Source organism: Anaerofustis stercorihominis, assembly GCF_005844425.1.
In the GTDB taxonomy this organism is placed as follows: domain Bacteria; phylum Bacillota; class Clostridia; order Eubacteriales; family Anaerofustaceae; genus Anaerofustis; species Anaerofustis butyriciformans.
This window is the reverse complement of sequence record NZ_SPHL01000001.1, coordinates 144,439-170,631: the sequence shown is the minus strand read 5'-3', so window position 1 is coordinate 170,631 and position 26,193 is coordinate 144,439. Positions and strand designations below refer to the sequence as shown.

The 26,193-nt window shown below is 30.6% G+C and carries 23 protein-coding genes and 1 other annotated feature; of the genes, 10 read left to right on the top strand and 13 right to left on the bottom strand.

Annotated features, from left to right (window positions below; all coding sequences use genetic code 11):
• The first annotated feature begins 10 nt into the window (after window positions 1-10).
• Complete coding sequence (locus tag FGQ49_RS00850; protein WP_138268022.1) at window positions 11-1,102, top strand: hypothetical protein; 1,092 nt, start codon at window positions 11-13, stop codon at window positions 1,100-1,102.
• 12 nt (window positions 1,103-1,114) lie between these two features.
• Here FGQ49_RS00850 and FGQ49_RS00845 read toward each other — a convergent pair whose 3' ends face one another.
• The 7 genes from FGQ49_RS00845 to FGQ49_RS00815 all read right to left on the bottom strand — a co-directional run bounded on the left by FGQ49_RS00845 (window position 1,115) and on the right by FGQ49_RS00815 (window position 7,424).
• On the bottom strand, window positions 1,115-1,606 hold the full coding sequence (locus tag FGQ49_RS00845) for a hypothetical protein (protein ID WP_138268021.1): 492 nt from the start codon (window positions 1,604-1,606) through the stop codon (window positions 1,115-1,117).
• The gene (gene coaD / locus FGQ49_RS00840; RefSeq protein WP_138268020.1) at window positions 1,606-2,094 is read right to left on the bottom strand and encodes a pantetheine-phosphate adenylyltransferase; all 489 of its coding nucleotides are present in this window, start codon (window positions 2,092-2,094) and stop codon (window positions 1,606-1,608) included. Before coaD ends, FGQ49_RS00845 begins: the two co-directional genes overlap by 1 nt.
• On the bottom strand, window positions 2,095-2,637 hold the full coding sequence (rsmD, locus tag FGQ49_RS00835) for a 16S rRNA (guanine(966)-N(2))-methyltransferase RsmD (RefSeq protein WP_138268019.1): 543 nt from the start codon (window positions 2,635-2,637) through the stop codon (window positions 2,095-2,097).
• A gap of 11 nt (window positions 2,638-2,648) precedes the next feature.
• Window positions 2,649-4,676 carry an ATP-dependent DNA helicase RecG gene (recG, locus tag FGQ49_RS00830; protein WP_138268018.1) on the bottom strand — a complete coding sequence of 676 codons (2,028 nt, stop codon included), beginning with the start codon at window positions 4,674-4,676 and terminating at the stop codon, window positions 2,649-2,651.
• A gap of 1 nt (window position 4,677) precedes the next feature.
• Window positions 4,678-6,327, bottom strand: a complete 1,650-nt coding sequence (locus FGQ49_RS00825) for a DAK2 domain-containing protein (RefSeq protein WP_138268017.1) — start codon at window positions 6,325-6,327, stop codon at window positions 4,678-4,680.
• Between the two features lie 25 nt (window positions 6,328-6,352).
• Window positions 6,353-6,709, bottom strand: a complete 357-nt coding sequence (locus FGQ49_RS00820; RefSeq protein ID WP_138268016.1) for an Asp23/Gls24 family envelope stress response protein — start codon at window positions 6,707-6,709, stop codon at window positions 6,353-6,355.
• A 109-nt stretch (window positions 6,710-6,818) separates the two neighbouring features.
• The gene (locus FGQ49_RS00815) at window positions 6,819-7,424 is read right to left on the bottom strand and encodes a hypothetical protein (protein WP_138268015.1); all 606 of its coding nucleotides are present in this window, start codon (window positions 7,422-7,424) and stop codon (window positions 6,819-6,821) included.
• A gap of 213 nt (window positions 7,425-7,637) precedes the next feature.
• Here FGQ49_RS00815 and recF point away from each other — a divergent pair, with 213 nt between their 5' ends.
• The 4 genes from recF to FGQ49_RS00795 are packed head-to-tail and all read left to right on the top strand — an operon-like array spanning window position 7,638 to window position 13,784.
• Window positions 7,638-8,750 (top strand): DNA replication/repair protein RecF, encoded by a 1,113-nt coding sequence (recF, locus tag FGQ49_RS00810; protein ID WP_138268014.1) that lies wholly within the window; start codon window positions 7,638-7,640, stop codon window positions 8,748-8,750.
• Window positions 8,734-10,647, top strand: coding sequence for a DNA topoisomerase (ATP-hydrolyzing) subunit B (gyrB, locus tag FGQ49_RS00805; protein ID WP_138268013.1), 1,914 nt, complete (start codon window positions 8,734-8,736; stop codon window positions 10,645-10,647). The genes recF and gyrB overlap by 17 nt, the downstream gene beginning before the upstream one ends.
• A gap of 12 nt (window positions 10,648-10,659) precedes the next feature.
• On the top strand, window positions 10,660-13,122 hold the full coding sequence (gyrA, locus tag FGQ49_RS00800) for a DNA gyrase subunit A (RefSeq protein WP_138268012.1): 2,463 nt from the start codon (window positions 10,660-10,662) through the stop codon (window positions 13,120-13,122).
• Between the two features lie 14 nt (window positions 13,123-13,136).
• Window positions 13,137-13,784 carry a lactate utilization protein gene (locus tag FGQ49_RS00795; protein ID WP_138268011.1) on the top strand — a complete coding sequence of 216 codons (648 nt, stop codon included), beginning with the start codon at window positions 13,137-13,139 and terminating at the stop codon, window positions 13,782-13,784.
• Window positions 13,785-13,807: 23 nt separating this feature from the next.
• Here FGQ49_RS00795 and FGQ49_RS00790 read toward each other — a convergent pair whose 3' ends face one another.
• The 6 genes from FGQ49_RS00790 to FGQ49_RS00765 all read right to left on the bottom strand — a co-directional run bounded on the left by FGQ49_RS00790 (window position 13,808) and on the right by FGQ49_RS00765 (window position 20,958).
• Window positions 13,808-14,719, bottom strand: coding sequence for an immunoglobulin-like domain-containing protein (locus FGQ49_RS00790; RefSeq protein ID WP_138268010.1), 912 nt, complete (start codon window positions 14,717-14,719; stop codon window positions 13,808-13,810).
• A gap of 67 nt (window positions 14,720-14,786) precedes the next feature.
• A complete protein-coding gene (locus FGQ49_RS00785; protein WP_138268009.1) occupies window positions 14,787-15,716 on the bottom strand; it encodes an RluA family pseudouridine synthase in 930 nt (309 codons plus the stop codon).
• A 2-nt stretch (window positions 15,717-15,718) separates the two neighbouring features.
• Window positions 15,719-16,591, bottom strand: a complete 873-nt coding sequence (locus tag FGQ49_RS00780; protein WP_207669777.1) for a YitT family protein — start codon at window positions 16,589-16,591, stop codon at window positions 15,719-15,721.
• Window positions 16,592-16,616: 25 nt separating this feature from the next.
• Window positions 16,617-18,344, bottom strand: coding sequence for a pyruvate kinase (gene pyk / locus FGQ49_RS00775; protein WP_138268008.1), 1,728 nt, complete (start codon window positions 18,342-18,344; stop codon window positions 16,617-16,619).
• A 40-nt stretch (window positions 18,345-18,384) separates the two neighbouring features.
• Entirely contained in the window at window positions 18,385-19,344 is a 960-nt protein-coding gene (gene pfkA / locus FGQ49_RS00770) for a 6-phosphofructokinase (RefSeq protein WP_138268007.1), read from the bottom strand.
• A gap of 126 nt (window positions 19,345-19,470) precedes the next feature.
• The gene (locus tag FGQ49_RS00765; protein ID WP_171020545.1) at window positions 19,471-20,958 is read right to left on the bottom strand and encodes a clostripain-related cysteine peptidase; all 1,488 of its coding nucleotides are present in this window, start codon (window positions 20,956-20,958) and stop codon (window positions 19,471-19,473) included.
• A gap of 255 nt (window positions 20,959-21,213) precedes the next feature.
• Here FGQ49_RS00765 and FGQ49_RS00760 point away from each other — a divergent pair, with 255 nt between their 5' ends.
• The 5 genes from FGQ49_RS00760 (at window position 21,214) to leuD (ending at window position 26,192) form a co-directional block, all read left to right on the top strand.
• Window positions 21,214-21,912 carry a gamma-glutamyl-gamma-aminobutyrate hydrolase family protein gene (locus tag FGQ49_RS00760; RefSeq protein ID WP_138268005.1) on the top strand — a complete coding sequence of 233 codons (699 nt, stop codon included), beginning with the start codon at window positions 21,214-21,216 and terminating at the stop codon, window positions 21,910-21,912.
• A gap of 10 nt (window positions 21,913-21,922) precedes the next feature.
• Window positions 21,923-22,171 (top strand): TM1266 family iron-only hydrogenase system putative regulator, encoded by a 249-nt coding sequence (locus FGQ49_RS00755; protein ID WP_138268004.1) that lies wholly within the window; start codon window positions 21,923-21,925, stop codon window positions 22,169-22,171.
• 210 nt (window positions 22,172-22,381) lie between these two features.
• Window positions 22,382-22,638 (top strand) — a binding site (T-box leader).
• A gap of 95 nt (window positions 22,639-22,733) precedes the next feature.
• Complete coding sequence (gene leuA, locus FGQ49_RS00750; protein WP_138268003.1) at window positions 22,734-24,395, top strand: 2-isopropylmalate synthase; 1,662 nt, start codon at window positions 22,734-22,736, stop codon at window positions 24,393-24,395.
• Window positions 24,396-24,417: 22 nt separating this feature from the next.
• Window positions 24,418-25,698 (top strand): 3-isopropylmalate dehydratase large subunit, encoded by a 1,281-nt coding sequence (gene leuC, locus FGQ49_RS00745; protein ID WP_138268002.1) that lies wholly within the window; start codon window positions 24,418-24,420, stop codon window positions 25,696-25,698.
• A complete protein-coding gene (gene leuD / locus FGQ49_RS00740; RefSeq protein WP_138268001.1) occupies window positions 25,698-26,192 on the top strand; it encodes a 3-isopropylmalate dehydratase small subunit in 495 nt (164 codons plus the stop codon). The genes leuC and leuD overlap by 1 nt, the downstream gene beginning before the upstream one ends.
• The last annotated feature ends 1 nt before the right edge of the window (window position 26,193 follow it).

Here is a 26,193-nt window from a genome sequence, read left to right as displayed (position 1 = left end):
TAAATAAAATATGAAAAAACAAAGAATTTTATATTTTATTATTTTAATTATTTTATTATTATATTTAATTTTAAATACAAAAAATGCAGTAAGTGCAATAAAAGACGGGGCAATACTCTTTTTTAACGGAGTACTGCCCTCATTATTTCCTTTTTTAGTTATTTCAAATATGTTTTTCAAACTTGATTATGCAAAATATATGGCAAAAATATTTTCCCCTTTTATGACTAAATTTTTTAGAACAAGTGGAATAGGAGCTTATCCTTTAATTACAAGTATCATTTGCGGATATCCAATAGGAAGCAAATCTGTTTGTGATATGTATCTTAATAATAAACTTACAAAACAACAAGCCTCTAAACTAATATCAATATGCTCTACCCCTGGGCCAATCTTTGTAATAGGCACGGTGTGTAGTATCTTTTTAAATTTACCAGTTAGTGCAATTATAATGTTAATAAGCATATACTCGGCTTTATTTATATACGCTAAAATATTTTTTAAATATGATAAAGAAACAAAAATAAATATTTCACATTCAAATTATAAAAAACATTATAATATAGGGAAAATTTTTTCCGACAGTATTACTAATTCACTAAATACTCTTTTAAGCGTAATGGGATATATAATGTTTTTTTCTCTTGTAATAAATTTAATTGACAATACTATTTTATTTAATGAATATCTTCCATTTAAGTTACATATATTTTTATCCGCTTTTATAAAGGGGCTAATTGAAATGACAAACGGAATTAAATTATTAAGCTCCATTAATATTCTCCCTCTACCAATAATAATTTCATCAATTACATTCCTTTTATCATTTGGGGGATTATGTGCAAATATGCAATGTATATCTTTTATTGTAAATACAGATTTAAACGCATTAAAATATATCATTTCAAAAATAATTATTGGAAGCATATCGGCTATTATTTCTTATATATTAAGTTTCATATTTTTAAGAGGCGAAATAACTACATTTGCCCTAAGCAATTTTTTACCTTTTTCATATAGTATTACATCAGTTTTTTTCTTTTGTGTAATATATACTTTTATAATTACAGTTTCAGCGGTGATATTAAAAAAAGAGATATAAAAATATCTCTTTTTATTTTTCTTCGTTAACTTCCGGCGGTCTGCTGTTTATTGCAGATTTTCTAAGTTCTTTTAACTCTATTTTATTATCTTCGATTGTATTCATCATTTCTCTTAACTTATCTTGTAAATCTTTAAGCATTGCAGCAGAATATTCAATTGAACCTATTCTCATATTTAAAGATTCTGTATTTGCTTTTTTTAGCATATCTTGAGCTTTATTATATGCACTTCTTGTAATTTCATCAGAATCAATAAGCTCTTTAACTTTTCTTTCAGCTGCATTCATAATCTTATTTGCTTCTCTTTGAGCCCCGTCAACAATCATTTTTTCTTGTTCAGTAATTCTGATTGCGTCTTTTAAATCTCCGGGCATTTCTGCTCTTATTTCATCCAACAAATCTAAAACTTCGTCAGGGTCAACAATTATTTTTGTTGAAAAAGGAACTGTTGCCCCATTTTCCACTAAATCTTGTAATTTATCCAATAATTCTAAAACTTTCATTATTTCTCTCCCTTATATTTTTCTATAAGTGCATTGTTTACACATTCAGGTACTATAGAAGAAACATCTCCTCTAAATTCAGCAATTTGTTTTACATTGCTGGAAGAAACATAGGTATATTTATTGCTTGCCACAAAAAAGACGCTTTCAACTTCCTTATTAAGCTTTCTGTTTATAGTAGCCATTTGAAATTCATATTCAAAATCAGTTAATGCTCTAAGCCCTCTGATTAAAATATAAGTATCTTTTATATTGCAATAATCCGCTATAAGTCCAGTGTAAAAATCTACTTCGACTTTATCACCAAGTTCTTTTACGCTTTCTTTAAGTAACGATAATCTTTCTTCCAATGAGAACAGATGAGTTTTTTTTGTGTTTTCCATAAGTACAACGTAAATTTTATCGAAAACCTTTGCCCCTCTTTTTATTATGTCTAAATGTCCGTTTGTTATTGGGTCAAAACTTCCCGCATATATTGCTTTTTTCATCTAATCCTCCAAAACAAAAAAATCGATACTTGTAAGTGAATAAGACTTTGATCTGATTTTTGTTAAATGTTCAAATTCTCCAATTGGTATATTTTTGTCATGCTCTACAACTAATATACCATCATTACATAGTATATCACATTTCACTATATTTTCTATTAAAATTTTAAGTTTTTCATATTTATATGGAGGATCAAGAAAAATAACGTCGAATTTTTCTTCCGTATTATTAACAAAACTTAAGGCATCTTTCTTTATTACTTTACAAAACTCTTCACATCTCGTTTTCTTTATATTTTTTCTTATAAGCCTTATACTGTCCATGTTATTATCTATAAAATAACTTTTATCTGCACCACGGCTTATAGCTTCTATACCTATTGCACCACTACCGCCAAATAAATCCAAAAATTTACTTTCAGGTATATACGGCATAAGAATATTAAATAAATCTTCCTTTATTCTATCTGTTGTAGGACGAACTCTTCTGTCTTTTGGACTATCAAGATTCGTTCCTCTCATTTTCCCACCGATAACTCTCATTTATTTTTCCTCTAATTCCATGTAATATTCTTTGAAATACTGCTGTATTTTTCTTTTATATATTTTAAATAATCTCTGTTTTCCTTTGTATTGTCGTTTAAAATATCTTCCATTGCATCTTTTGCCTTATTAAAAAGCTCGCTGTTTTCAATAAGTTTATATATATTATATCCGTCTTTCCCGCTTTGTCTTACTCCAAGAATATCTCCGCTTCCTCTTGTTTTCAAATCATAAAGAGCTATTTTAAACCCATCTGTATTCTTTGATAAAAAACTCAGCCTTTCAATACTCTTTTTACTTTGATTATTACTTAAAAGTATACAATAACTTTCTTTGTCATTTCTTCCAACTCTTCCCCTTAGCTGATGAAGAGAAGCAAGACCAAATCTGTCCGCATCTTCTATAATGATAAGAGTTGCGTCTTTACTGTCTATACCTACTTCTATTACACTAGTAGAAACCAACGCTTTTATTTTTCCGCCATAAAAATCATCCATTATTCTGTCTTTTTCATCTTCTGGCATTTTTCCGTGAATTAAAGCAGTGTTAATATTCTTAAAATACGTTTTATTTAATTTTTCATAAATATCTTCTGCAGCTTTTAAGTCTTCACTGTCAATTGACGGACAAACAACATATACCTGATTCCCTTCACTAATCTGTTTTACAGCAAATCTATATACTCTGTCATAATATGAATAATCTTTAAAGTATGTTTTTATTTCTTTTCTGCCGGAAGGTTTTTTATCTATTATACTCACATCAAGGTCTTTGTAAATACTAAGAGCCAATGTTCTTGGAATAGGTGTTGCACTCATTACAAGAGTATGAACGCTATCCCCTTTTTTTGTTAAAAACCCTCTTTGCATAACCCCAAACCTATGCTGCTCGTCAATAACAGCAAGAGCCAAATTCTTGTATTTTACTTTCTTTGAAAAAACTGCATGAGTACCTACAATCACATTGCTTATTCCGCTTTCTATTCTCTCATAAGCCAAACGCTTTTCTTTAGCTGTCATACCGGAATAAAGAAATTCCATTCTTATATTAAAATTATCAAATATTTCTTTCATTTTCTCAAAATGCTGAGAAGCAAGTATCTTCGTAGGGGCACAAAAAACTGCTTGATATCCGCTCATAACAGCTAAAAATACACCGTACATGGCTATAACTGTTTTACCACTCCCTACATCCCCTTGAACAAGCCTATTCATCTTAATTCCAGATATAAAATCATCTTCTATGTCTTTAATAACTTTATTTTGAGAATTAGTAAGTGTAAAAGGAAGTTTATCTAAGAAATCTTGTTTGTAATTTACTTCTATTATTTCACCCTTAACTCCCATGTTTAAGTTTTTATTCAATATCATAGATAAATTAAATCCGCAAAACTCATCAAAAGTCAAACGTTCATTGGCTTTAAGAGTATCATCCAGCATCTTTGGATTATGAATTCCTTTATATGCATCATATAATGAACATAAATTATACTCATCTTTTATATTTTCCGGAATAAAATCCTTTATTGTCATAATATCTAATGCATTTAAAGCAAATTTCTTAAGCTCTTTATTTGTTATTTTGCTTTTACTGCTTAACGGGTAAACCGGATTAAGTCCGATTTTTATAGATGTTTCATCATTTAACTTTGCATACTTTGGAGAAACCATTTCATAATAATTCCCCTTTTTTTCCACTTTACCATAAAGTTTATATTCTTCATCTTTTTTAAAGAATGAAGAAATATAGGGATTATTAAAGAAGGTAGCATAAAATATACTACCTTCACTTTCAAATTTTATTTTTGTTATTTTTAAATTTCTTCTTACTATCCTCGTTTTTTGAGCTTCTACAAAAGTACATTTAATAAGTTCTTTCCCATTTTGTTTTGCATCTTTTATAGATTTAATATCTCCGATAACCTCATAAGTTCTTGGATAGTAATCAATAAGTTCTTTTAGGGAAAAAATTCCTAAATTATTAAGTTCTAAGGCTTTCTTTTCCCCTACACCTTTAAGGTTTGTTAATTTATAACTCATATTATTCAACACTTACAATATAGTAATATAATGGCTGTCCGCCGTATGTTATTTCAACATCTAAATCTTCGTATTTTTCTTCAACTATTTCAGCAACTTTATTTGCATCTTCTTCTTTTATATCTTCACCATAGTAAATACTAATAAGTTCGCTGCCTTCATCAACCATTTTATCAATCAACTCAACTGTTGCAGTTGAAACATCTTTTGTATCACAAACAATATCAGAACCTAAAATACCAAGAATATCTCCTTCTGAAATTACAGTATCACCAATTTGTGTATCTCTTACGGCAAATGTTACTTGACCTGTTTTAACTTCGCCTATTGCATCCGTCATATTTTCGGCATTATCAGCCAAAGAAGATGTTGCATCAAATACCATTAAAGCAGAAATAGCTTCCGGAATTGTTCTTGTTTTTACAACTTCAATATTCTTTTCGCTTATTTCTTTAGCTTGACTTGCAGCCATTATGATATTTTTATTATTTGGCATTAATATATAATTTTTACCATTTGTATTTTCAATTATATCTAAGAAGTCTTGAGTTGAAGGATTCATTGTTTGTCCTCCTTCAATAACATAGTCCATACCAAGATCTTTAAGGATTTTACTCATACCGCTTCCGGCAGCAACACCAATAAAGATGAAGTCTTTTTCTTCTTTAGAATATTTTTCTTCCGGTTTTTCTTCTTCAGCTTCTTTCAAAATAAGCTCACTGTGTTGTTCTCTCATATTTTCAATTTTAATTTTTGAAAGTTCACCACAAGTAGCCGCCATTTTCATTGCATTCCAAGGTACATTTGTATGAACATGAATTTTAATAATTCCATTATCATGAACAGCAACCAAAGAATCTCCGATTGGAGTAAGTTTATCTTTTAATGCTGCAGTAATAGCACTTTCATATTTTAAATTTTCTTCATGAACTTTAATTAAAAATTCAGTACAGTATCCAAATTTAATATCAGAAGAATCTATTTCAAAGCCTTGTACTCCGCTTTCTTCTTTTTCTACATCTTCAACATCAATAAATACAACTTCTTCACCTTTTAAAACTTTTAAAGCACCTTCAAATAAGCAAAGTAAACCTCTACCTCCGGCATCAACAACCCCTGCTTCTTTTAATACAGGTAAAAGATTTGGTGTATTTTGAAGAGATTTTTCCCCTGCTTCAAGAACGTGAGAAATAAAATCTTCTACTGAAGAATAGCTTTTTCCATGTTCTTTTGCAAATTCATACATTTCTCTTGCAACTGTAAGAATTGTTCCTTCAGTTGGTTTCATAACGGCTCTGTAAGCCATTTTTGTAGAAAGCTCAAATGCTCCTATTAAAGAGTCAATGTCAATTTCCTTTACATCTTTTAAACCTTTTGCAAACCCTCTGAAAAGTTGTGATAAAATAACACCTGAGTTTCCTCTTGCTCCCATTAAAGCTCCGCTTGACATGCTTGCAGCAATATCACCGATTTTATCAGATGTAACCTTACTCATTTCTTCAACGGCAGTTTTAACCGTTAAAGACATATTTGTTCCTGTATCACCGTCAGGAACAGGGAAAACATTTAAATTGTTAACCATTTGTTTATTATTTTCTAGGTTAGCATATGCTCCTTTTAATACTTTTTTAAACATTTTTGAATCTATCATTTTTTACTTTTACCTCACCGTTATTTTATTGATTAGCTCTAACGCTTTGAACGTGAACATTGATTTTTTTGATTTTTAGTCCCGTTTGTTTTTCAACATTATATTTTACGGTATCAATAAGATTTTCTGCAACCGTAACAATTTTCACGCCAAATTCAACAATAACGTAAATATCTATTATAAGTCTGCCATCTTCTTCAACAACTTTTACACCTTTTCTAAGGTTTTCTTTCTTTAAAAGTTCTATAATACCATTGGTTACGCTTCTGCTTGCCATTCCTACAATACCAAAACATTCCATTGCACAAAGCCCTACCATTTGTTCAATAATTTCAGTAGAGATATTTACATCTCCTATATTATCTGTCTTTTTAGCGTACATTAATCTTCTCCTTATAACCTTATATTTGACTTTATTATACCATAATAAAAACTTAATAAAATATATTTTGTTAAAATTTATGATTTAGTTAACAAACAAAAAATACCTTTTACAACAAGTTTCTCATTCCAACAAAGAATACAACAAGAACAATTAAGTTTATTAAAGCAGGTATATGAGGGATAAAAATACTAAAGAAGTCATTCATATCGACTTTAACTTTTTGTTTTGATCTTCTGCGTCTTGGAAGCTCATTTTCAAGAGACTTTGTAAAAAACATTACATAAAGCACTATAACAGCACTAACAAACATACCCCATATAGAATATGAAAATGTAGATTTACCTAAAAGAATTCCAACAAAACCAACATCAACTAGTCCTGATAGTTTAGGGAACTCATAACAAAATGTTCCTAAAAATGTTATTACGGCTATTGCCATGAAAAAGAACATGATTCTTCTTGGTTTTATGTATCTAATATCATCAACACTTTTAATTACTCCATACTTTACCTTTGTATAAATATAATTCATAAATACCAAAGAAATCAAAGCTGCAAGTAATCCTATAGCGTAGTATATTTGAATATTTAAATACACCTTTAACTGTTCTGGATTTATTTGCCCAATTAAACTTGGGCGTAAAAATAAAATTGAAATCAGAAGTATTACTACTCCGTAAAATAAGTTAACTTGTTTTAAAAAATTTTTCATATTATAATTCTCTCCGATTAGTAAAAATAAATTATCTTTATTATATATCAAAACATTCTCATGTCAAAATATTTTGTATTAATTTAACACATTATAAAACAAAAAATTCACATTTGTTTTTTAATTAAAATATCCCTCATATTTTGATTAAATCCTATGAAAAAACCCCATTTTATGCTATAATTACAGTATAAATCCTAAAGGGGTTTTTTTATGTATATAGAAAATATTGATATAACAAATTTTAGGAATATTGAAAAAATTAATACGTCCTTTAATAAAAAATATAATATTTTTTATGGGGAAAACGCACAGGGCAAAACTAATTTTTTAGAGGCCCTTTCTTTGACTTTAAACGGAATTTCTCATAGAGAAAAAAGCACTCTTAATTTCATAAAACAAGATAGCGAATTTTGCATAGTTTCGGCAAATGTAAAAAAGGAAGATGACATAGATACAAACGTAAAACTCACTATTAAAGAAAAAAGAAAATATGAAATTAATTCTACCCCCGTAAAAACAAGAACAGAACTTTTAAAAGAATACAATATAGTTTTGTTTACTCCTGAAGATTTAAAAATTATAAAAGGATATCCAAAGGACAGACGAAAATTCCTAGATGAAAGTATAAGCCTTATTTTTCCTGCCTATCATAGTGCTTTAAGAAAATACAATAAAGCTTTAAAACAAAGAAATACTATTTTAAAAGATTACACAAAAAGAAACATTGCTTCAAGTTTACTGGATGTATATGATGAAACCTTATACACAATAGGAAGCGACATCATAAAAACAAGAATAAATGTTTTAAAGAAAATAGAAAAAATTACAGATAATCTAAATAAAGAAGTATGCAAAAATGAAAATATTAAATTTTTCTATTCTTCAAATGTACTAAAAAACAGTGACTTAACTGATATAAAGCTAATGTATAAAAATGCTCTAAAAAAAGCAAGAAAAGAGGATCTATCAAGAGGAACAACAACTGTCGGAATACATCATGACGACATAAACATTTTTATAAATGACTTGGATACAAAAAAATTTGCATCTCAAGGACAACAAAGAAGCATTGCCCTTTGTATGAAATTATCCTTAATAAAATTACTTTATGACAAATTTGAAGACTATCCGATAGTACTTCTTGACGATGTAATGAGCGATTTAGATAAATTCAGACAAAAACAAATATTAAACTTAATAAAGGACACGCAATCATTTATAACTTGTGTCAATCATTCTTTTTTAGAAGATATAAATGATTATAAAATATATAAAATTGAAAATGGGAATTTAAAGGAGGTAACCAGTGGCCAAACAAGATAATAATAATTATGATGCCAGTAAAATAAAAGTACTGGAAGGTCTGGAAGCTGTTAGAAAAAGACCGGGTATGTACATTGGTAGTACAGGAGAAAAAGGTCTTCATCACCTTGTATATGAAATCATAGACAACAGTGTGGATGAAGCATTAGCCGGTTTTTGTAAAAATATAGTTGTAACAATAGGTGAAGGAGATACAATCACCGTAAAAGACGACGGTAGAGGTATCCCTACAGGAATGAATCCTAAATACAAAAAAAGTGCCGTTGAAATTGCCCTTACAATACTTCATGCAGGTGGTAAATTTGATTCTGGTACATATAAAGTATCCGGAGGTTTACACGGTGTTGGGGTATCGGTTGTTAACGCATTGTCAGAGCATTTAACCGTTACAGTATATCAAAACGGTCAAATACATCAGCAAAAATATGAAAGAGGTAAACCTATAACAAAACTTGAAGTTATAGGAAAAACTAAAGAAACAGGTACAACTGTGTTCTTTAAACCAGACTATGAAATTTTCTCTGAACTTGTATATAACTATGATACTTTAAAACACAGAATAAGAGAACTTGCTTTCTTAAATAAAGGATTAAAAATCACTTTAAAAGATGAAAGAGAAGGCAAAGAACAAGAAGAAACTTTCCATTATGAAGGTGGTATCATAGAGTTTGTAGAATACGCAAACAGAGGCAAAGAAAAACTTACAAATGAAATAATATATTTTGAAAAAGAAAGCGATGTTTGCCTTTTAGATGTTGCTATGCAGTATACAACAAGTTTCAGCGAAAGTATATATTCTTTTGCAAACAACATCAATACCGTTGAAGGCGGTATGCATGTAAACGGCTTTAAAACAGCCTTAACAAGAAGTATCAATGCATATGCAAGAAAATATTCTATCTTAAAAGAAAACGAAGAAAATCTTTCCGGAGATGACATAAGAGAAGGTCTTACTGTTGTAATCAGCGTAAAAATTTCTGATCCAGAATTTGAAGGACAAACCAAAACAAAACTTGGTAACCCTGAAGTAAGAGGATATGTTGATACTACGGTTGGAGATAACATCACAGCTTACCTTGAAGAACATCCTCAAGAAGCTAAGATAATTGTTGAAAAAGCTTTAACTGCTCAAAGAGCAAGAAAAGCAGCAAGAAAGGCAAAAGACCTTGTAAGAAGAAAGAGTGTACTTGAAAGTACAGCATTACCTGGAAAACTTGCCGACTGCAGAGAAAAAGACCCTGCAAAATGTGAAATATACCTTGTGGAAGGGGATAGTGCGGGTGGTAGTGCAAAACTGGGAAGAAACCCAAAAACTCAAGCTATCTTACCCCTTAGAGGTAAAATTTTAAATGTAGAAAAAGCAAGACTTGACAGAATGCTAAATGCAGATACTATCCGTTCTATGATTACTGCTTTTGGTACAGGTATTTCAGACGAATTCGACATTGAAAAAGCAAGATATCACAAAATTGTAATCATGACCGATGCCGACGTCGATGGTGCTCATATCAGAACATTACTTCTTACATTCTTCTATCGTTATATGAGAGGTCTTATCGACGCAGGGTATGTTTATATAGCGCAGCCCCCTTTATATAAACTTGAAAAACAAAAGAAAGTATGGTACCTATACTCAGATGAAGAACTTGAAGAAAAATTAAGCGAAATCGGAAGAGATAAAATAGGTCTTCAAAGATATAAAGGTCTTGGGGAAATGAACGGGGAACAACTTTGGGATACAACAATGAACCCTGAAAACAGAACTTTATTACAAGTTACAATTGATGATGCAGCTTATGCTGATGAAATTTTCTCTATCCTTATGGGAGACCAAGTTCAACCAAGAAAAGACTTCATCACAGAAAACGCAAGAAAAGTTAAAAATCTAGATATATAGGAGGTATAAAATATGGCGAAAAAAGAAGAAATTCAAGATATTCATGGAAAAATAGAAACACGTGACATAGTACAAGAAATGCAAACCTCTTATATAGATTATGCCATGAGCGTAATTGTCGGAAGAGCCCTTCCGGATGTAAGAGATGGTTTAAAACCAGTTCATAGAAGAATTTTATATTCTATGGCAGAACTTAACTTAACCTACGATAAACCTTTTAGAAAAAGTGCCAGAATCGTTGGGGATACAATGGGTAAATATCACCCTCATGGTGACAGCGCAATTTATGATGCAATGGTTAGACTTGCCCAAGATTTCTCTACAAGATATCCTCTTGTAGACGGTCACGGTAACTTCGGTTCAATCGACGGCGACAGCCAAGCGGCTATGCGTTATACCGAAGCAAAAATGACAAAACTTACAGGAGAAATGTTAAGAGACATAAACAAAGAAACAGTAGATTATATACCTAACTTTGATGAAACTCTTAAAGAACCTGTAGTTCTTCCAAGTAGATTCCCAAATCTTCTTGTAAACGGCTCTAACGGTATCGCCGTTGGTATGGCAACAAACATCCCTCCTCATAACTTAGGAGAAGTAATAGATGCAATTGTTGCTTTAATAGACGATGAAAACATAGAAATAAACGATCTTATTAAATATATCAAAGGTCCCGACTTCCCTACAGGCGGAATCATTATGGGTAAAAGCGGTATTTACAACGCATACACAACAGGTAGAGGAAGAATTAAATTAAGAAGTAAAACTCATATAGAAGAAATAAGTAAAACAAGACAAAGAATTGTCATTACAGAAATTCCTTATATGGTTAACAAATCAAAACTTGTTGAAAAAATTGCCGACTTGGTAAGAGACAAAAAAGTTGTTGGAATTTCAGATATCAGAGATGAATCAGACAGAAACGGAATTAGGGTTGCAATTGATTTAAGAAAAGACGTTAATGCTTCAATCATCTTAAATCAGTTATATAAATATACACAACTACAAGATACATTCGGCGTAATAATGCTTGCTCTTGTAAACAACCAACCTAAAGTTCTTAACCTAAAAGAAATCTTGGTTCATTACCTAAATCACCAAAAAGAAATAATCGTAAGAAGAACAGAATATGATTTAAAGAAAGCAAAAGCAAGAGCTCATATTGTTGAAGGGCTTCTTATTGCTCTTGACAATATTGATGAAATAATCAAAATCATCAGAGCAAGTTACAACGATGCTGAATTAAAACTTATGGAACGCTTTGAACTTTCTGAAGTACAAGCAAAAGCAATCGTCGATATGAGACTTAGAAGATTGCAAGGACTTGAAAGAGAAAAACTTGAAAATGAATATGCTGAACTTCTTAAAACAATAGAATACTTAGAAAGCGTTCTTGCAAGCGAAGATTTGGTTATGAATATCATAAAAGAAGAACTTCTTGAAATCAAAGGTAAATACAACGATGAAAGAAGAACAGCTTTTGAAGCTGATGATGAAGATTTTGACATGGAAGACTTAATCGAAGAAGAAGATATTGTAGTTACAATAACTCACGTAGGTTATGTAAAAAGACTTCCTGCAAACACATATAAAGCTCAAAAGAGAGGTGGAAGAGGTGTTACGGCTTTATCTACAAGAGAAAATGACTTCGTAAAACATCTATTCTTTACTACAACACATCACTACATTATGTTCTTTACAAACAAAGGTAAAGTATATAGACTTAAAGGCTATGAACTTCCTGAAGCATCAAGAACAGCAAAAGGAACTGCAATAGTAAATCTTTTAGCTCTTGATCCAGGCGAAAAAATAACCGCTGTTATACCTATAAAAGAATTTAAAGACGACGAATTCCTTCTAATGGCAACAAGAAACGGTATCTTTAAAAAGACAAGCCTAACTGAATATGACTCTTCAAGAAAGAACGGAATTATCGGAATTAACTTAGCAGAAGACGACGAACTTATTGGAGTATGCCTAACAGACGGACACCAAGAAGTAATACTTGGAACTCATAAAGGTGTTGCAATCAAATTCAAAGAAGAAGATATCAGACCAATTGGTAGAGTATCAAGAGGTGTTAAAGGTATTACTCTTAAAGAAAATGACTTCGTAATCGGAATGGACATTGCTAAGAATGACAGATACGTACTTTCTATTACAGAAAAAGGATTTGGAAAAATTACAAAAGCTAATTTATATCCTACACAAGGAAGAGCCGGAAAAGGCGTGCTTAACTATAAAATCACAGGCAAAACAGGTAACCTTGCAGGAATGTGCGTAGTGGAAAAAGAAAAAGACGATATAATGCTTATAAGTGATGACGGAACAGTTATTAGAATTGATGTAAGCGGAATATCTCAAATGGGAAGAAGCACATCAGGCGTTAAAGTAATGAAACTTGATGAAGATGTAAACATCGCAACAATTGCAAAAGCCCCATCTCAAGATGAGGAAGAATTATCCGAAGAATAAAAGGAGATAAAAAAATGGATTATATCGGCAGCATAAAGAAAATTAATGAAAAGAAAATTTTAACAACAATTAAAGCTTTAAAGAAAAACAATATTGACGCAAGATTATTTGATAGTAAAGATGAACTTTTAAATGCAGTTAGGGAACTTATCCCTGAAGGCTCAACAACTGCAATGGGCGGAAGCTATACTATCAAACAAGTGGAAGGCTTAAGCGAACTTATTCAAAGTTATGACTTTAAAGACAGAAAGAAAGAAGCTAACTCAAAAGAAGAAGCAAGAAAAATCGCAATGGAAGCAAATTTTGTTGACTACTATTTTATGAGCTCCAATGCAATAACTGTTAACGGTGAATTATATAACGTTGACGGAACAGGAAACAGAGTTTCAGCTTTAATTTACGGACCTGAACATGTAATAATTATAGCAAGTCCTAATAAAATCGTATCAAGTGTAGATGCTGCAATCGACAGAGTAAAAGAACAAACAGGTCCAATGAACTGTGAAAGACTTGATATGAAGACTCCTTGCAGAGAACTTGGAAGATGTGCTAACTGCAAGAGTGATGACAAAATATGTATTTTCTATACTTTGACTGGATATCAAAAAAATAAAGACAGAATTAAAGTATTTTTCTTAAATGACGATAATTTAGGATTATAAAAAAAGACCCTAACGGGTCTTTTTTAATTTGTGTATTTTTCATCTACTTCTTGCCAACTTTCTCCGGCATAAGAAAAATCAATATCTTTATATTTCATAAAGCTTTTTAAGGTTAATTTATTATCATCTTTTATTAAAACCATTTTAGCAAATTTATAATCAGGACTTTCTCCTTCTTGCCAATTTGAAGCATTATAACTTAAAACAAGAGTTATTTTATTTCCGTTTACATCTATACTGCTTACAAATCCGTTATAATTTGATAATTCACCTTTCACACTAACAGAATATTTAGCTCTTCCGTAGTTATTAAAAAAGCTCAAAATCAAATCATCTTCTTTATTTAACCATTTACCGCTAATTGAAGAAATATCTTCATATGGTAAATATGGATTTACCACTGATACCAAAATTTCTTTTTCTGCGGTGTTTTTACTGCTGTCTTTTGCTGTAACAGTAATCTTATATTGTCCTAATTTTTTTGTATTAACTTCTCCACTTACATCAATATCATTTATCCTCTCATCAACATTATCATACACACTAACCAAATTTTTTATATTAAATTCACTGCCATAAGCAACACTTAACACATCTTCGGTTTTTATATCAGGAGGAGTAGTATCAACTACATTAAATGATACTTCAAATTTTTCCTTTTTGCTTTCACCGTTTTTTCTTATGTAATATGTAATTGTTGTTTTTCCTGTTTTATTTAGCGTTATCTTTTCACTCTTTGCACTAACAATATAGTTTTTATAATCATCACCTAATTTTACAAGAGATAAAGTATCTATATTCTCCCCTGCTTCAATATCCTTATTTATAGGTAATAATTTATCTGATTTAAAAACATTCGATGCAAAAACAATAAATAAAAGAAATACAACAAAAGAAACGATAAAAATTATCTTCTTTTTTCTGCTTATATACATATAATCACTCCAATAAATATCATAATTTAACAAATAAAATTATAAAATATAATTTTAAAATAAATTATCAAAATTTATCTGTTTTTTCCAATAAACTTATAACTTTTTCAAGATCTTTTGGAAGAGGAGCATTAAACTGTTTTTTTTCATTAATTATATCTTTATATTTTTCATCATAATCTATTGTTACTTTATAACAATGTAAAAACTGTCTGTTTAAAGTTATATTTGAGTTTGTTTTCTTATTATCGTTATATTTTCTGTCACCTATTACACTGTATCCTAAGGCATTAAGCTGAGCTCTAATTTGATGACTTTTCCCTGTAATAAGTTTTACTTCAAGTAAAGTATAATCCTTATATTTTTTCTTTATTTTAAAAAAGGCGCTTACTTCAAATGCACCGTTTATTTTTTCTTTATTTAAAATTAATTTGTTTTGTTTTCTATCTTTTATTCCATAAAGAGTTACTTTACCTTCATTTTTAAATTCACCATAAACCAAAGTTAAATATCTTTTATCAATTAAATTTTTCTTTGATATTTCATTTAATAACATTAAACTTCTTCTGTTTTTACCTGCAATTACTATACCACTTGTATTAAGATCAAGCCTCGTTATTATTCCGGTAGTATTTGTATTCAAATAGCTTTTAAGCATACTTACAATATCCGCTTTATTGCTCCCGTTTCCTTGAGATAAAATACCTGCCGGTTTATTTACAATAATAATATTTTCATCTTCATAAATAATATCTAGTTTATTTGTATTTACGGCTTTTACTTTTTTTTCTATTTTAAAATATTCTTCATTTATATAAAACTGAATTTTATCAAGCTTTTTAGTTCTGTAACTTCCTTGTTCTTTTTTACCGTTTACCTTGATTTTTTTCTTTCTTAAAAGCTTTTGAATTTCAACTTTAGACAGGTTTGTCACTTTAGTAACAAACCTGTCCAGTCTCATATCTTTATATTCATCATTTATAATTATTTCTTTCATGGTTATTCCTCTGTTACACCCTTAAATCCTTCACCAAGAACCTCACTAACCTCTGCTAGAATAACAAAAGCATCTTTATCAATATCAGTAACAAGTTCTCTTAAAGCTGCAACTTCCATTCTGCTTACAACACAAAAGACAATATCTTTATCTTCATTCGTAAATCCGCCTTTTGCCTTTAAGAAAGTAACGCCTCTGTCAAGATTTTGAAAAATTGCATTTTTAATATCTTCAGGATATGAAGTAAATATATAAAATGCCTTTGTATAGCTTGAACCTTCCTGAATAAAGTCTATAACTTTTGTTGCAACATAAATATTTATTGCAGAATAAAGCATTATTTCAAAATTTTTAAATGCGATACCGGCAATTAATATTACAATACCATCTATTATTAAAATTAAATTACCTAAAGATATCTGGGTAAGTTTTCTATGAATAAGTAAGGCTAGAAGTTCAGTTCCACCTGTAGTCCCTTTAAACTTAAACAATACGCCTGCCCCAAAACCAAAAACTATTCCTCCGAATACAGATGCTAAAAATAAATCATTTGTAAAATTAAATCTTCCCGTCATTAAATCTATAAAAAACGAGAAAACAAATGTACCATACAATGTCTTTAAAAAATTTATAACACCCATATCCTTATATAAAATAATAAACAAAGGAATACACATAACAAAAGAAGAGACACCAACCGGTGCCCCTGTAAAAGAATATAGGACTGTAGCTAAACCTGAAAACCCACCCGGTGCTATATTATTTGGAATACAAAATGCTGCAAATGCAAATGCCATAATAATGCATGCAATTGTAACAAAAAACATATCCACAAAAAATTTCATTATATTACCGTTTTCTAAATAAGTCTTCATGTTACGCCCCTATAAGATTATTTAATTATTTTGTTTTATATAGAATACCTCTTGTAGCATCAAGAGTAACTTTATCGTTATCTTCAAATCCTTCAAAAGATTCTACTCCAACCAAAACAGGAATACCTGCTGTTCTTAACTCCATTGCTAATTCATTTAACAATGCCTTTTCTGTATAAACAACTCCGCCTGCTTTTTCTAATAAAGGTTTAGCTTCTTTTGAGCATTTTGTAAGAGCTAAGATTTCACCTTCTTTAAAATCTTTTAAATCATCATTATACATTCTGATATTGCTTCTTACTCTACCGCTGATTAAACCAGCCCCTTTAAGAACATGTTCTCCAACTGTTTCAATTCTGATTGAGTTTGTTGTACCTTTAACACCAAGAGGGATACCAGCTGTAATAACAACAATATCACCATCTTTTACATGCATATGTTCTTTTGCACTGTTAATTACTTCTTTATATAAAAGTTCTACATCTGAGAATACATCAATTTTATAAGCATCAACACCCCATACTATAGATAGTCTTCTTTGTACGTATTCTTTATCTGTATAAGCAACTATATCACAGTTTGGTCTATGTTTAGAAATTCTTCTTGCTGTATAACCAGAACTTGTAGGTGTTAAAATTGCTTTTGCATTAAGAGAATCTGCAATTTGTACTGTTGATAAACTTACAGCACTTGTCATACTCTTATCATTTACATATTTACTTCTTGTTCTAAAGTCACTTGCTAATTTGCTTTCTGCAGATTCTGCAATAATACCCATTGTTTGAACTGCTTCAATAGGATATTTACCGGCAGCAGTTTCTCCTGAAAGCATAATTGCGTCAGTACCGTCAAAAATAGCATTAAATACGTCTGTAACTTCGGCTCTTGTAGCTCTTGGGTTGTTTATCATGCTATCAAGCATTTGTGTAGCTGTAATAACAGGTTTACCAACATAGTTACATTTTTTAATGATATCTTTTTGTACGATTGGTACTTCTTCTGCTGGAATTTCTACCCCAAGGTCACCTCTGGCAACCATGATTCCATCACTGGCTTCGATAATTTCATCAATATTGTCAACACCTTGTCTGTTTTCAATTTTAGAAATAATATGAATATCTTCTCCACCATTGTTATTTAAAACTTCTCTTATTGCAAAAACATCTTCTTTGCTTCTAATAAAAGATGCTGCAACGAAGTCAATATCGTTTTTAATACCAAATAATAAGTCATTTGTATCTTTTTCAGTAAGAGCTGGAAGTTTAATATTTACTCCAGGAATATTTATACTTTTATGATTTTTTACAGGGCCACCGTTATCTACTCTTAAAACAACGTCGCTTCCTTTAATTTCTCTAACAGTTAATTTAATTAAACCGTCATCGATTAAAACTACATCACCTTTTTTTAGTTCTTCTGCTAAATGATCATATGTTGTAGCACAACCATGTTCATCTCCAAGTTCATCACCAACATAAAGAGTGAACATGCTTCCTTCTTTTAAGAATACTCCACCGTCTTTAAATTTCTTTGTTCTAATTTCAGGACCTTTTGTATCTAATAAGATAGCAATTGGTTGATTTAATTTTTCTCTGATTTCTTTTATTGTGTCTATTCTTGCTTGATGTTCTTCATAATCCCCATGTGAAAAGTTAAGTCTTGCAACATTCATACCTGATGCAACTAAATGTGTAAGAATTTTTTTATCTTCACTTGCAGGACCTATTGTACATACAATTTTTGTTTTCTTCATAATTTTATGCCCATCTCCTAATCATAAACTTATTTTTATATTATATTGCTAACATTTCAGCAATTCTTTTTGCTTCTTCATCAATTACATATGGCATAGCCAATGCTTCTTCAATTTCCATATCTAAAAATCTTCCATGTTGATAACACATACATCTGTTTGTTTTTCCATCTCTTAAACATTCAACAGCTAAAGCACCCATTTTACTTGCAAGCATTCTGTCAAATGCAGTTGGAGAACCACCTCTTTGTATGTATCCTAAGTTAGTTCCTCTTGTTGTTACACCAGAGTATTTTTCAATAACATCACAGAATTCTTCGTAATGTCCAACTCCTTCGGCAAGAATAACAAGTCCATAATATTTTCCAAGGCTAAAGCCTTCTTTTATTTTTTCACAAACAACATCTAAGTTTAATTCTTTTTCAGGAATTAAAATTGCTTCAGCTCCTGCTGCAATACCTGCATAAAGAGCAATAAAACCACTGTTTCTTCCCATTACTTCAACAACATTTACTCTGCTGTGAGAAGAAGATGTATCTCTGATTTTATTGATTGCGTCAACTGCAGTATTTACTGCTGTATCGAATCCTATAGAATATTCAGTACATGAAATATCATTATCAATTGTTCCAGGAATTCCGATAACGTTAATTCCTGCTCTGCTTAATTTTTGAGCACCTCTGTAGGAACCGTCTCCTCCGATTACTACCAAGCCTTCTATTTCATGTCTATTTAATGTATCAACAGCTCTTTTTAAGCCTTCGTCGGTTTTCATTTCCAAACATCTTGCAGAACGAAGAAAAGTTCCGCCTCTTTGAATCTTATCTGATACAGAATAAGCATCAAGTTTAACGATATTATCATCCATTAAACCTTGATAACCTTGTTGTACACCATAAACTTCAAATCCATAATATATTCCTGCTCTAACAACAGCTCTAATAGCTGCGTTCATACCGGGAGCATCCCCGCCACTTGTTAAAACTGCTATTTTTCTCAATTTTTTCTCTCCTTTATTATATGAATTATTAAAAAATTTCTAGGTTCACGTTTTATATTATACTATAAGATGAAAAAAAACATTATACTTTTTTTACAAAAATATGAAAATTTTTTCATATTTTGATTACATTTGTAATATATTGACGTTTTCTGTGACTTTAAGCACATTTTTGCATAAAATCTTTACAGCATTTTGCTCTAAAAGTTCGTAATTTATTATACATATTTTATCATTAAAAGCCAGCTCATTTAGCTTTTTTTCAGAAATATTTAAGTTACCTCTTCCCATAACAACGCCTAATATACCTACTTTATTATTATACACATTATATTCAAATCTGATACTTGCTTCCTTACCATTATATATTATAGGGGAAGTATAAATTTCACTCATACCTATAGTCCCAATTTTATAACAAGTTAGCATATATCCATTTAAATAAAAAGGTTTATTATTACTTCTTTGATTGTATTTCGTTATTTCATATATAATATTTTTGTTTTGTATCTTTTTAACTTTGAAAATATCTTTATTTTTTTTCATATCGTCATTTAAAGAGTATTTAATTAAAAATTTACAATAAGAGTTATTTGCGTTAAACTTTTCATACAACACAAGCTCATTTAACGTCTTATTATTATAATCCAAAGGAAAGAAAATTGATACCCCGCAAGCATCATTATTTAAAAAACCTTTCCTATTATATATAACAACTTCATTGATAAGTTTTTCAAGATTTTCATAATCACTTTCTTTAAATATATTTTTTGAAAGAGAAAGGAAATCAACCATGTTACTGAACCCTTCTTCTTTGGTTCTTCCACCAAAAATTGTCCCCTTTAAAATATCTTCTTTAAGATTATTTACATCTTTTTCATTTATGCTATTTTCAAGTAAAAGATTAAATTTATCATACAAAGATTCAACCTTACCTAAATTTAATAAGGACATTGTTATTATCTTATCTTTATTTTTTCTTACACTTTCCTTGTAATAGCTTTCAACAATTAACCTTCCTAAACTTTCTATATCTCTGTTTTGTGATTTTTCAATAATACTTTTATAATTTAACCCATAGCCCATAACAAACTCTTCGCTTGCGACCATATACTTAGAGTAGTCTTTAATGGTATATGCAGTTTCCAATGAGCTCATTAAACAAGCATCAAAAACAATCATATCCAGTTTTGTTTTATGATTTTCATATGAAGTTTTAAGTCCTTTTTTCAGTTCACTAAGCAAAAGCGTATCATTATCAAAATTTTCATCTTTACCAAATCCCGATATTGCTCCTCCTCCATGGTTCCAAAAAATCAGTATATTTTCATCACTTTTATAATGTCCCATTGAAAAATCAATGAACTCACTAAGTGTTTCACTGCCTCCCATACTTTTTTTAGATAGGTTCTTAATTAAATGAAGTTTTTTGTTTTTTATTTCAAATATTTGATTATTATTTTCATTTATTTTTTCATTATTCCAATTCTTTGTTCCGCCTGTATATATTAAAACCTTACTGCCTTTGGGGATTTCACTTTCACATATTTCTTTCAAATCTCCGCTTGCAATTTTATCTTCGCTTTCCAAATCAGAACCATTCATATATATCATGAAAGTTCTATCAAATGTTTCACACGAATAGTTTTCACAAAATAAATATATCAATGCTATAAAAATAAAGCAAAAAAATAATTTCTTTTTCATACCATTATTATTTAGTAAATGAATATAAATATGTAATTTTTATTATAAAAATAGATTTTTATAATATGGAATTATTTTTTTATATATGATATTCTTTTATTATTAACTAAAATATACAACTAAAACTATAAAACCAAAGCATTGACATAAAAAGGAGACAAAATGAAAAAACCAATAATCGGAATAGTACCGCTTTTTGACGAATATAAAGACAGCTACTGGATGCTTCCTGGATATATGTTAAGCATTGAAAAATGCGGCGGAATACCTATAATGTTACCTCTGACAACAAATAAAGAAAACATTAAAGAACTTACAAAGCACTGTAACGGATTTTTATTTTCCGGCGGTCACGATGTAAATCCTAATATGTATAAAGAAGAAAAATCAGAAAAATGCCATAATATATGTTATGAACGTGATGAAATGGAAACAATATTATTTGAAGAAATAATAAAAGAAGATAAACCTCTTCTTGCAATTTGCAGAGGAATACAAATAATAAACGTTCTTCTTGGAGGTAGTTTATATCAAGACTTACAAACACAAAAAGGATTACACCACGTACAAAAGCCGCCTTACGACATAAACTTGCATAAAGTGGATATAATAAAAGATACCCCTTTATATAATCTTTTAAATTTAAATGAAATAGGCGTAAACAGTTATCACCATCAAGCAATAAAAGATTTAGCCGAGGATTTAAAACCTATGGCAGTTTCAAAAGACGGATTAATAGAAGGAGTATATTTAGAGGATAAAAAATTTGTTTGGGGACTTCAGTGGCATCCTGAATTCAATTATGAAAAAGAAGAAACAAGCATAAAAATAATTAAAGAATTCATAAACAAATGTAAATGAAGGAGGAAGTATGAGAATAGCAGTAATAAGTCTGGTTCTAGATGAACCTAAAAAAGTACAAAAAGAAGTAAATGAGGTAATAAGCAGCTATAAAGATATTATAAGAGGAAGAATGGGAATACCATTAGACAGAGAAAATGTATCAATTATATCTATTGCCGTAATCGGCGAAGCTGATACAATAAATGCTTTTACGGGAAGACTTGGAAAAATCGACCACGTTCAAGTAAAAACATCTTTCTCAAAAAAAGAAATTTAAACACCTTTTAAGGTGTTTTTTTATTGTTTTACATTAATGAAAAATAAAATAATTCACATAAAATTTTCTATATATTTTCATAAATTCAACACCCTAAATGTTACAAATATAATAAATGTAAAATGCATCTAAAAATTAAAGAATTTTCTAAATATTATTGACAATTAACTTTTCATGTGATAGATTATTATCAATATGAACTTAATACCTTTAAACACAAAGAAGAGGAATAGTAAGTTTTTTAACAAGTCGCAGAGAGCTGTTGGTTGGTGTAAAACAGTACTTAACAAAAACCGAACTCGCCTCAGAGTGGTTTACTGAAATCTACGGAGAGTAAGTGGAAACGGGTGTCACCCGTTACAGTGACGAGATATCGGCACACTGCCCGTATCTTTAATGAGTGTATTCTTATTTACTAAAGAATAAATTAGAGTGGTACCGCGGAATTAGTAACTTTCGTCTCTTATTTGAGAACGGAAGTTTTTTTATACCAAATTCCAACTAAAAAGTGTGTTAAATTTTAAATAAGGTGCGTTCATAAATAATTAAAGAGGTAAAAAATATGAAAAATTTTGAAAAGTACAGACCATATCCGCCAATGAAAAAAACTGATAGAAAATGGCCGGATAAAGTTATTGAAAAAGCTCCAATATGGTGCAGCGTTGACTTAAGAGACGGAAACCAAGCTCTTGAAATCCCTATGAGCTTAGATGAAAAAATTGAATTTTATAACAAACTTGTGGAAATAGGCTTTAAAGAAATCGAAGTAAGCTTCCCAGCTGCAAGCGATACAGAATTTGAATTTGTAAGAACATTAATAGAAAAAGACATGATTCCCGATGATGTAAATATTCAAGTTCTTACACAATCAAGAGATGAAATAATAGAAAAAACATTTGCTTCCATAAAAGGTGCAAAAAAAGCAATAGTACATCTTTACAACTCTACTTCTGTTCTTCAAAGAGACGTAGTATTTAACGCAAGTAAAGAAGAAGTAACACAAATTGCCGTAAGAGGCGCTAAGAAATTCTTGGAAGAAATGAAAAAATATCCTGAAACAGATTTTACTTTTGAATATTCTCCTGAAAGCTATACAGGAACAGAAATGGATTATGCAGTTGAAATCTGTAATGCAGTAATAGATACATGGCATGGAAAAGTAAATAATAAAATTATAATAAATCTTCCATCAACCGTTGAAATGGCAACTGCCAATATTTATGCAGACCAAATAGAATATTGTTCAGAAAGACTTCATCACCGCGAAGACGTTATATTAAGTCTTCATGCTCACAACGACAGAGGAACGGGAGTTGCCGCAACAGAACTTGCTTTAATGGCAGGAGCAGACAGAGTTGAAGGAACACTTTTCGGAAACGGAGAAAGAACAGGTAACTGTGACATTATGGTTGTTGCAATGAATATGTTCTCTCAAGGAATAGACCCTAAACTTGACTTTTCAAAAATAAGAGAACTTGGGGATATGTACGAAAGACTTACAAGAATGGAAATAAACCCAAGACATCCTTACGTTGGTTCATTGGTATTCACTGCATTCTCAGGCTCACACCAAGATGCAATAAGAAAAGGAATGAACAAAAGAGAAGAAAGAAAACAAACAATATGGGAAGTTCCTTATCTTCCAATCGACCCAAAAGACGTTGGAGGTACATACGACCCAATCGTACGTATCAATTCACAGTCTGGTAAAGGCGGGGTTGCATTCGTACTTGAACAAAATTATGGATTATATCTTCCTAAAGAATTCCAAAAAGATTTCAGCAAAGTTACAACAAAAGTATCAGATAAACATCATAGTGACCTTGCACCGGAAGTTATATTTGATATATTCAAAAAAGAATACATCAACAACGAAAATCCTATTAAACTTATAAAATATAAAGAAACAACTAAAGACCACGACGAAGAAGTTTCTATCAAAGCTATAATTGAATATAAAGGCGAAGAAAGAGAAATAAGCGGCGTTGGTAATGGTATTATAGATGCATTCACACATGCTCTTGAAAATGAATTTAACATTGAAATGGAAGTAACCGATTATAGAGAACACTCTATGGAATACGGTACAAATGCAAGGGCTATTTCATATATTCAAATTGAAGGACATAACCACAAAATGTACTACGGAGCAGGAGTATCAAGTAATATAACATTATCTTCATTCTATGCCGTAGTAAGTGTTGCAAATAAAATTGTTAAGTAGAAATTAAGGAGAGATATTTATTATGGGAATGACAATGACACAAAAAATCCTTGCAAAACACGCAGGTTTAGACAGCGTTGTTGCAGGACAATTAATTGAAGCAAAACTTGACATTGTAATGGGTAACGACATTACAACTGCAGTTGCTTTAAAAGAATTCAAAAAAACCGGTGCAAAGAAAGTATTTGATGAAAATAAAGTAGCAATCGTACTTGACCACTTCACACCAAACAAAGACATCAAAGCAGCTGAACAATGTAAAAGCTGTAGAAATTTTGCTTGGGATATGAATGTTAAAAACTTTTTTGATGTTGGAGATATGGGTATCGAACATGCACTTTTACCTGAAAAAGGAATAGTAGTTCCCGGAGAAGTTATAATCGGAGCAGACTCTCATACTTGTACATACGGAGCCCTTGGAGCATTTTCAACAGGTGTTGGAAGTACAGACATGGCAATAGGTATGGCAACAGGTGAAGCATGGTTCAAAGTTCCTGAAGCAATTAAATTTGTACTAAAAAACAAACCTGCAAAATGGATAAGCGGTAAAGACATTATATTACATATTATTGGTAAAATCGGTGTTGACGGTGCTTTATATAAATCAATGGAATTTGTTGGAGATGGAATTAAGTATTTGTCTATGGATGATAGATTCTCAATGGCTAATATGGCTATAGAAGCAGGTGCAAAAAATGGTATATTCCCTGTTGATGAAAAGACAATCGAATATGCAAAAGCACATTCAACAAAACCTTTTGAAGTATTTGAAGCTGATGAAGATGCTGAATATGAACAAGTTATTGAAATCGACTTAAGCAAGCTTAGACCTACTGTTTCTTATCCTCATCTTCCTGAAAATACAAAAACAGTAGATGAATCTATGGAAGAAAAAGTATATGTAGATCAAGCAGTTATCGGTTCTTGTACAAATGGAAGACTTGAAGATATTAAAATGGCTGCTGATATTTTAAGAGGCAGAAAAGTAAACAAAAAAGTAAGAACAATAGTTATCCCTGCAACACAACAAATTTATCTTGATAGTATCAAACTTGGATATGTTGAAGATATAATAAAAGCAGGCGCAATTGTTTCTACTCCAACATGTGGACCATGCCTTGGAGGACATATGGGTATCTTGGCTGCAGGAGAAAAAGCAATTTCAACAACAAACAGAAACTTCGTAGGAAGAATGGGACATGTAGACAGTGAAGTTTACTTATCAAGTCCAGCTGTTGCAGCAGCATCAGCAGTTGCCGGATATATTGTTGACCCAGAAAAAGTAATGGAGGGAGATTTTTAATGGAAGCACAAGGAAAAGTATTTAAATACGGTGATAATGTAGATACTGACGTAATAATCCCTGCAAGATACTTAAATGTATCAAGCGGAGATGAACTTGCAAAATATTGTATGATTGATATAGATAAAGACTTTGTAAATAAAATGAATAAGGGTGACATAATCGTTGCAACGAAAAACTTTGGTTGTGGTTCAAGCAGGGAACATGCTCCTCTTGCAATTAAATGCGCAGGAGTATCTTGTGTTATAGCATCAACATTTGCAAGAATCTTCTATCGTAACGCAATAAATATCGGCTTACCTATTCTTGAATGTGAAGAAGCAGCAAATGATATTAAAGCAGGCGATGAAGTAAAAGTTGATTTTAACACAGGTATTATTTCAAACTTAACAACAAACAAAGAATATAAGGCACAACCTTTCCCTGAATTCATGCAAAAAATCATGAAGGCAGGCGGACTTGTAGAATATACAAAGGAAAAGATCGGAGAATAAT

What these genes read in the sequence shown, in the direction of transcription:
- FGQ49_RS00850 (WP_138268022.1), top strand. Translation starts at nt 11, where the DNA reads ATGAAAAAACAAAGAATTTTATATTTTATTATTTTAATTATTTTATTA.
- FGQ49_RS00845 (WP_138268021.1), bottom strand. Translation starts at nt 1,606, where the DNA reads ATGAAAGTTTTAGAATTATTGGATAAATTACAAGATTTAGTGGAAAAT.
- coaD (WP_138268020.1), bottom strand. Translation starts at nt 2,094, where the DNA reads ATGAAAAAAGCAATATATGCGGGAAGTTTTGACCCAATAACAAACGGA.
- rsmD (WP_138268019.1), bottom strand. Translation starts at nt 2,637, where the DNA reads ATGAGAGTTATCGGTGGGAAAATGAGAGGAACGAATCTTGATAGTCCA.
- recG (WP_138268018.1), bottom strand. Translation starts at nt 4,676, where the DNA reads ATGAGTTATAAATTAACAAACCTTAAAGGTGTAGGGGAAAAGAAAGCC.
- FGQ49_RS00825 (WP_138268017.1), bottom strand. Translation starts at nt 6,327, where the DNA reads ATGATAGATTCAAAAATGTTTAAAAAAGTATTAAAAGGAGCATATGCT.
- FGQ49_RS00820 (WP_138268016.1), bottom strand. Translation starts at nt 6,709, where the DNA reads ATGTACGCTAAAAAGACAGATAATATAGGAGATGTAAATATCTCTACT.
- FGQ49_RS00815 (WP_138268015.1), bottom strand. Translation starts at nt 7,424, where the DNA reads ATGAAAAATTTTTTAAAACAAGTTAACTTATTTTACGGAGTAGTAATA.
- recF (WP_138268014.1), top strand. Translation starts at nt 7,638, where the DNA reads ATGTATATAGAAAATATTGATATAACAAATTTTAGGAATATTGAAAAA.
- gyrA (WP_138268012.1), top strand. Translation starts at nt 10,660, where the DNA reads ATGGCGAAAAAAGAAGAAATTCAAGATATTCATGGAAAAATAGAAACA.
- FGQ49_RS00795 (WP_138268011.1), top strand. Translation starts at nt 13,137, where the DNA reads ATGGATTATATCGGCAGCATAAAGAAAATTAATGAAAAGAAAATTTTA.
- FGQ49_RS00790 (WP_138268010.1), bottom strand. Translation starts at nt 14,719, where the DNA reads ATGTATATAAGCAGAAAAAAGAAGATAATTTTTATCGTTTCTTTTGTT.
- FGQ49_RS00785 (WP_138268009.1), bottom strand. Translation starts at nt 15,716, where the DNA reads ATGAAAGAAATAATTATAAATGATGAATATAAAGATATGAGACTGGAC.
- FGQ49_RS00780 (WP_207669777.1), bottom strand. Translation starts at nt 16,591, where the DNA reads ATGAAGACTTATTTAGAAAACGGTAATATAATGAAATTTTTTGTGGAT.
- pyk (WP_138268008.1), bottom strand. Translation starts at nt 18,344, where the DNA reads ATGAAGAAAACAAAAATTGTATGTACAATAGGTCCTGCAAGTGAAGAT.
- FGQ49_RS00765 (WP_171020545.1), bottom strand. Translation starts at nt 20,958, where the DNA reads ATGATATATATGAATGGTTCTGATTTGGAAAGCGAAGATAAAATTGCA.
- FGQ49_RS00760 (WP_138268005.1), top strand. Translation starts at nt 21,214, where the DNA reads ATGAAAAAACCAATAATCGGAATAGTACCGCTTTTTGACGAATATAAA.
- FGQ49_RS00755 (WP_138268004.1), top strand. Translation starts at nt 21,923, where the DNA reads ATGAGAATAGCAGTAATAAGTCTGGTTCTAGATGAACCTAAAAAAGTA.
- leuA (WP_138268003.1), top strand. Translation starts at nt 22,734, where the DNA reads ATGAAAAATTTTGAAAAGTACAGACCATATCCGCCAATGAAAAAAACT.
- leuC (WP_138268002.1), top strand. Translation starts at nt 24,418, where the DNA reads ATGGGAATGACAATGACACAAAAAATCCTTGCAAAACACGCAGGTTTA.
- leuD (WP_138268001.1), top strand. Translation starts at nt 25,698, where the DNA reads ATGGAAGCACAAGGAAAAGTATTTAAATACGGTGATAATGTAGATACT.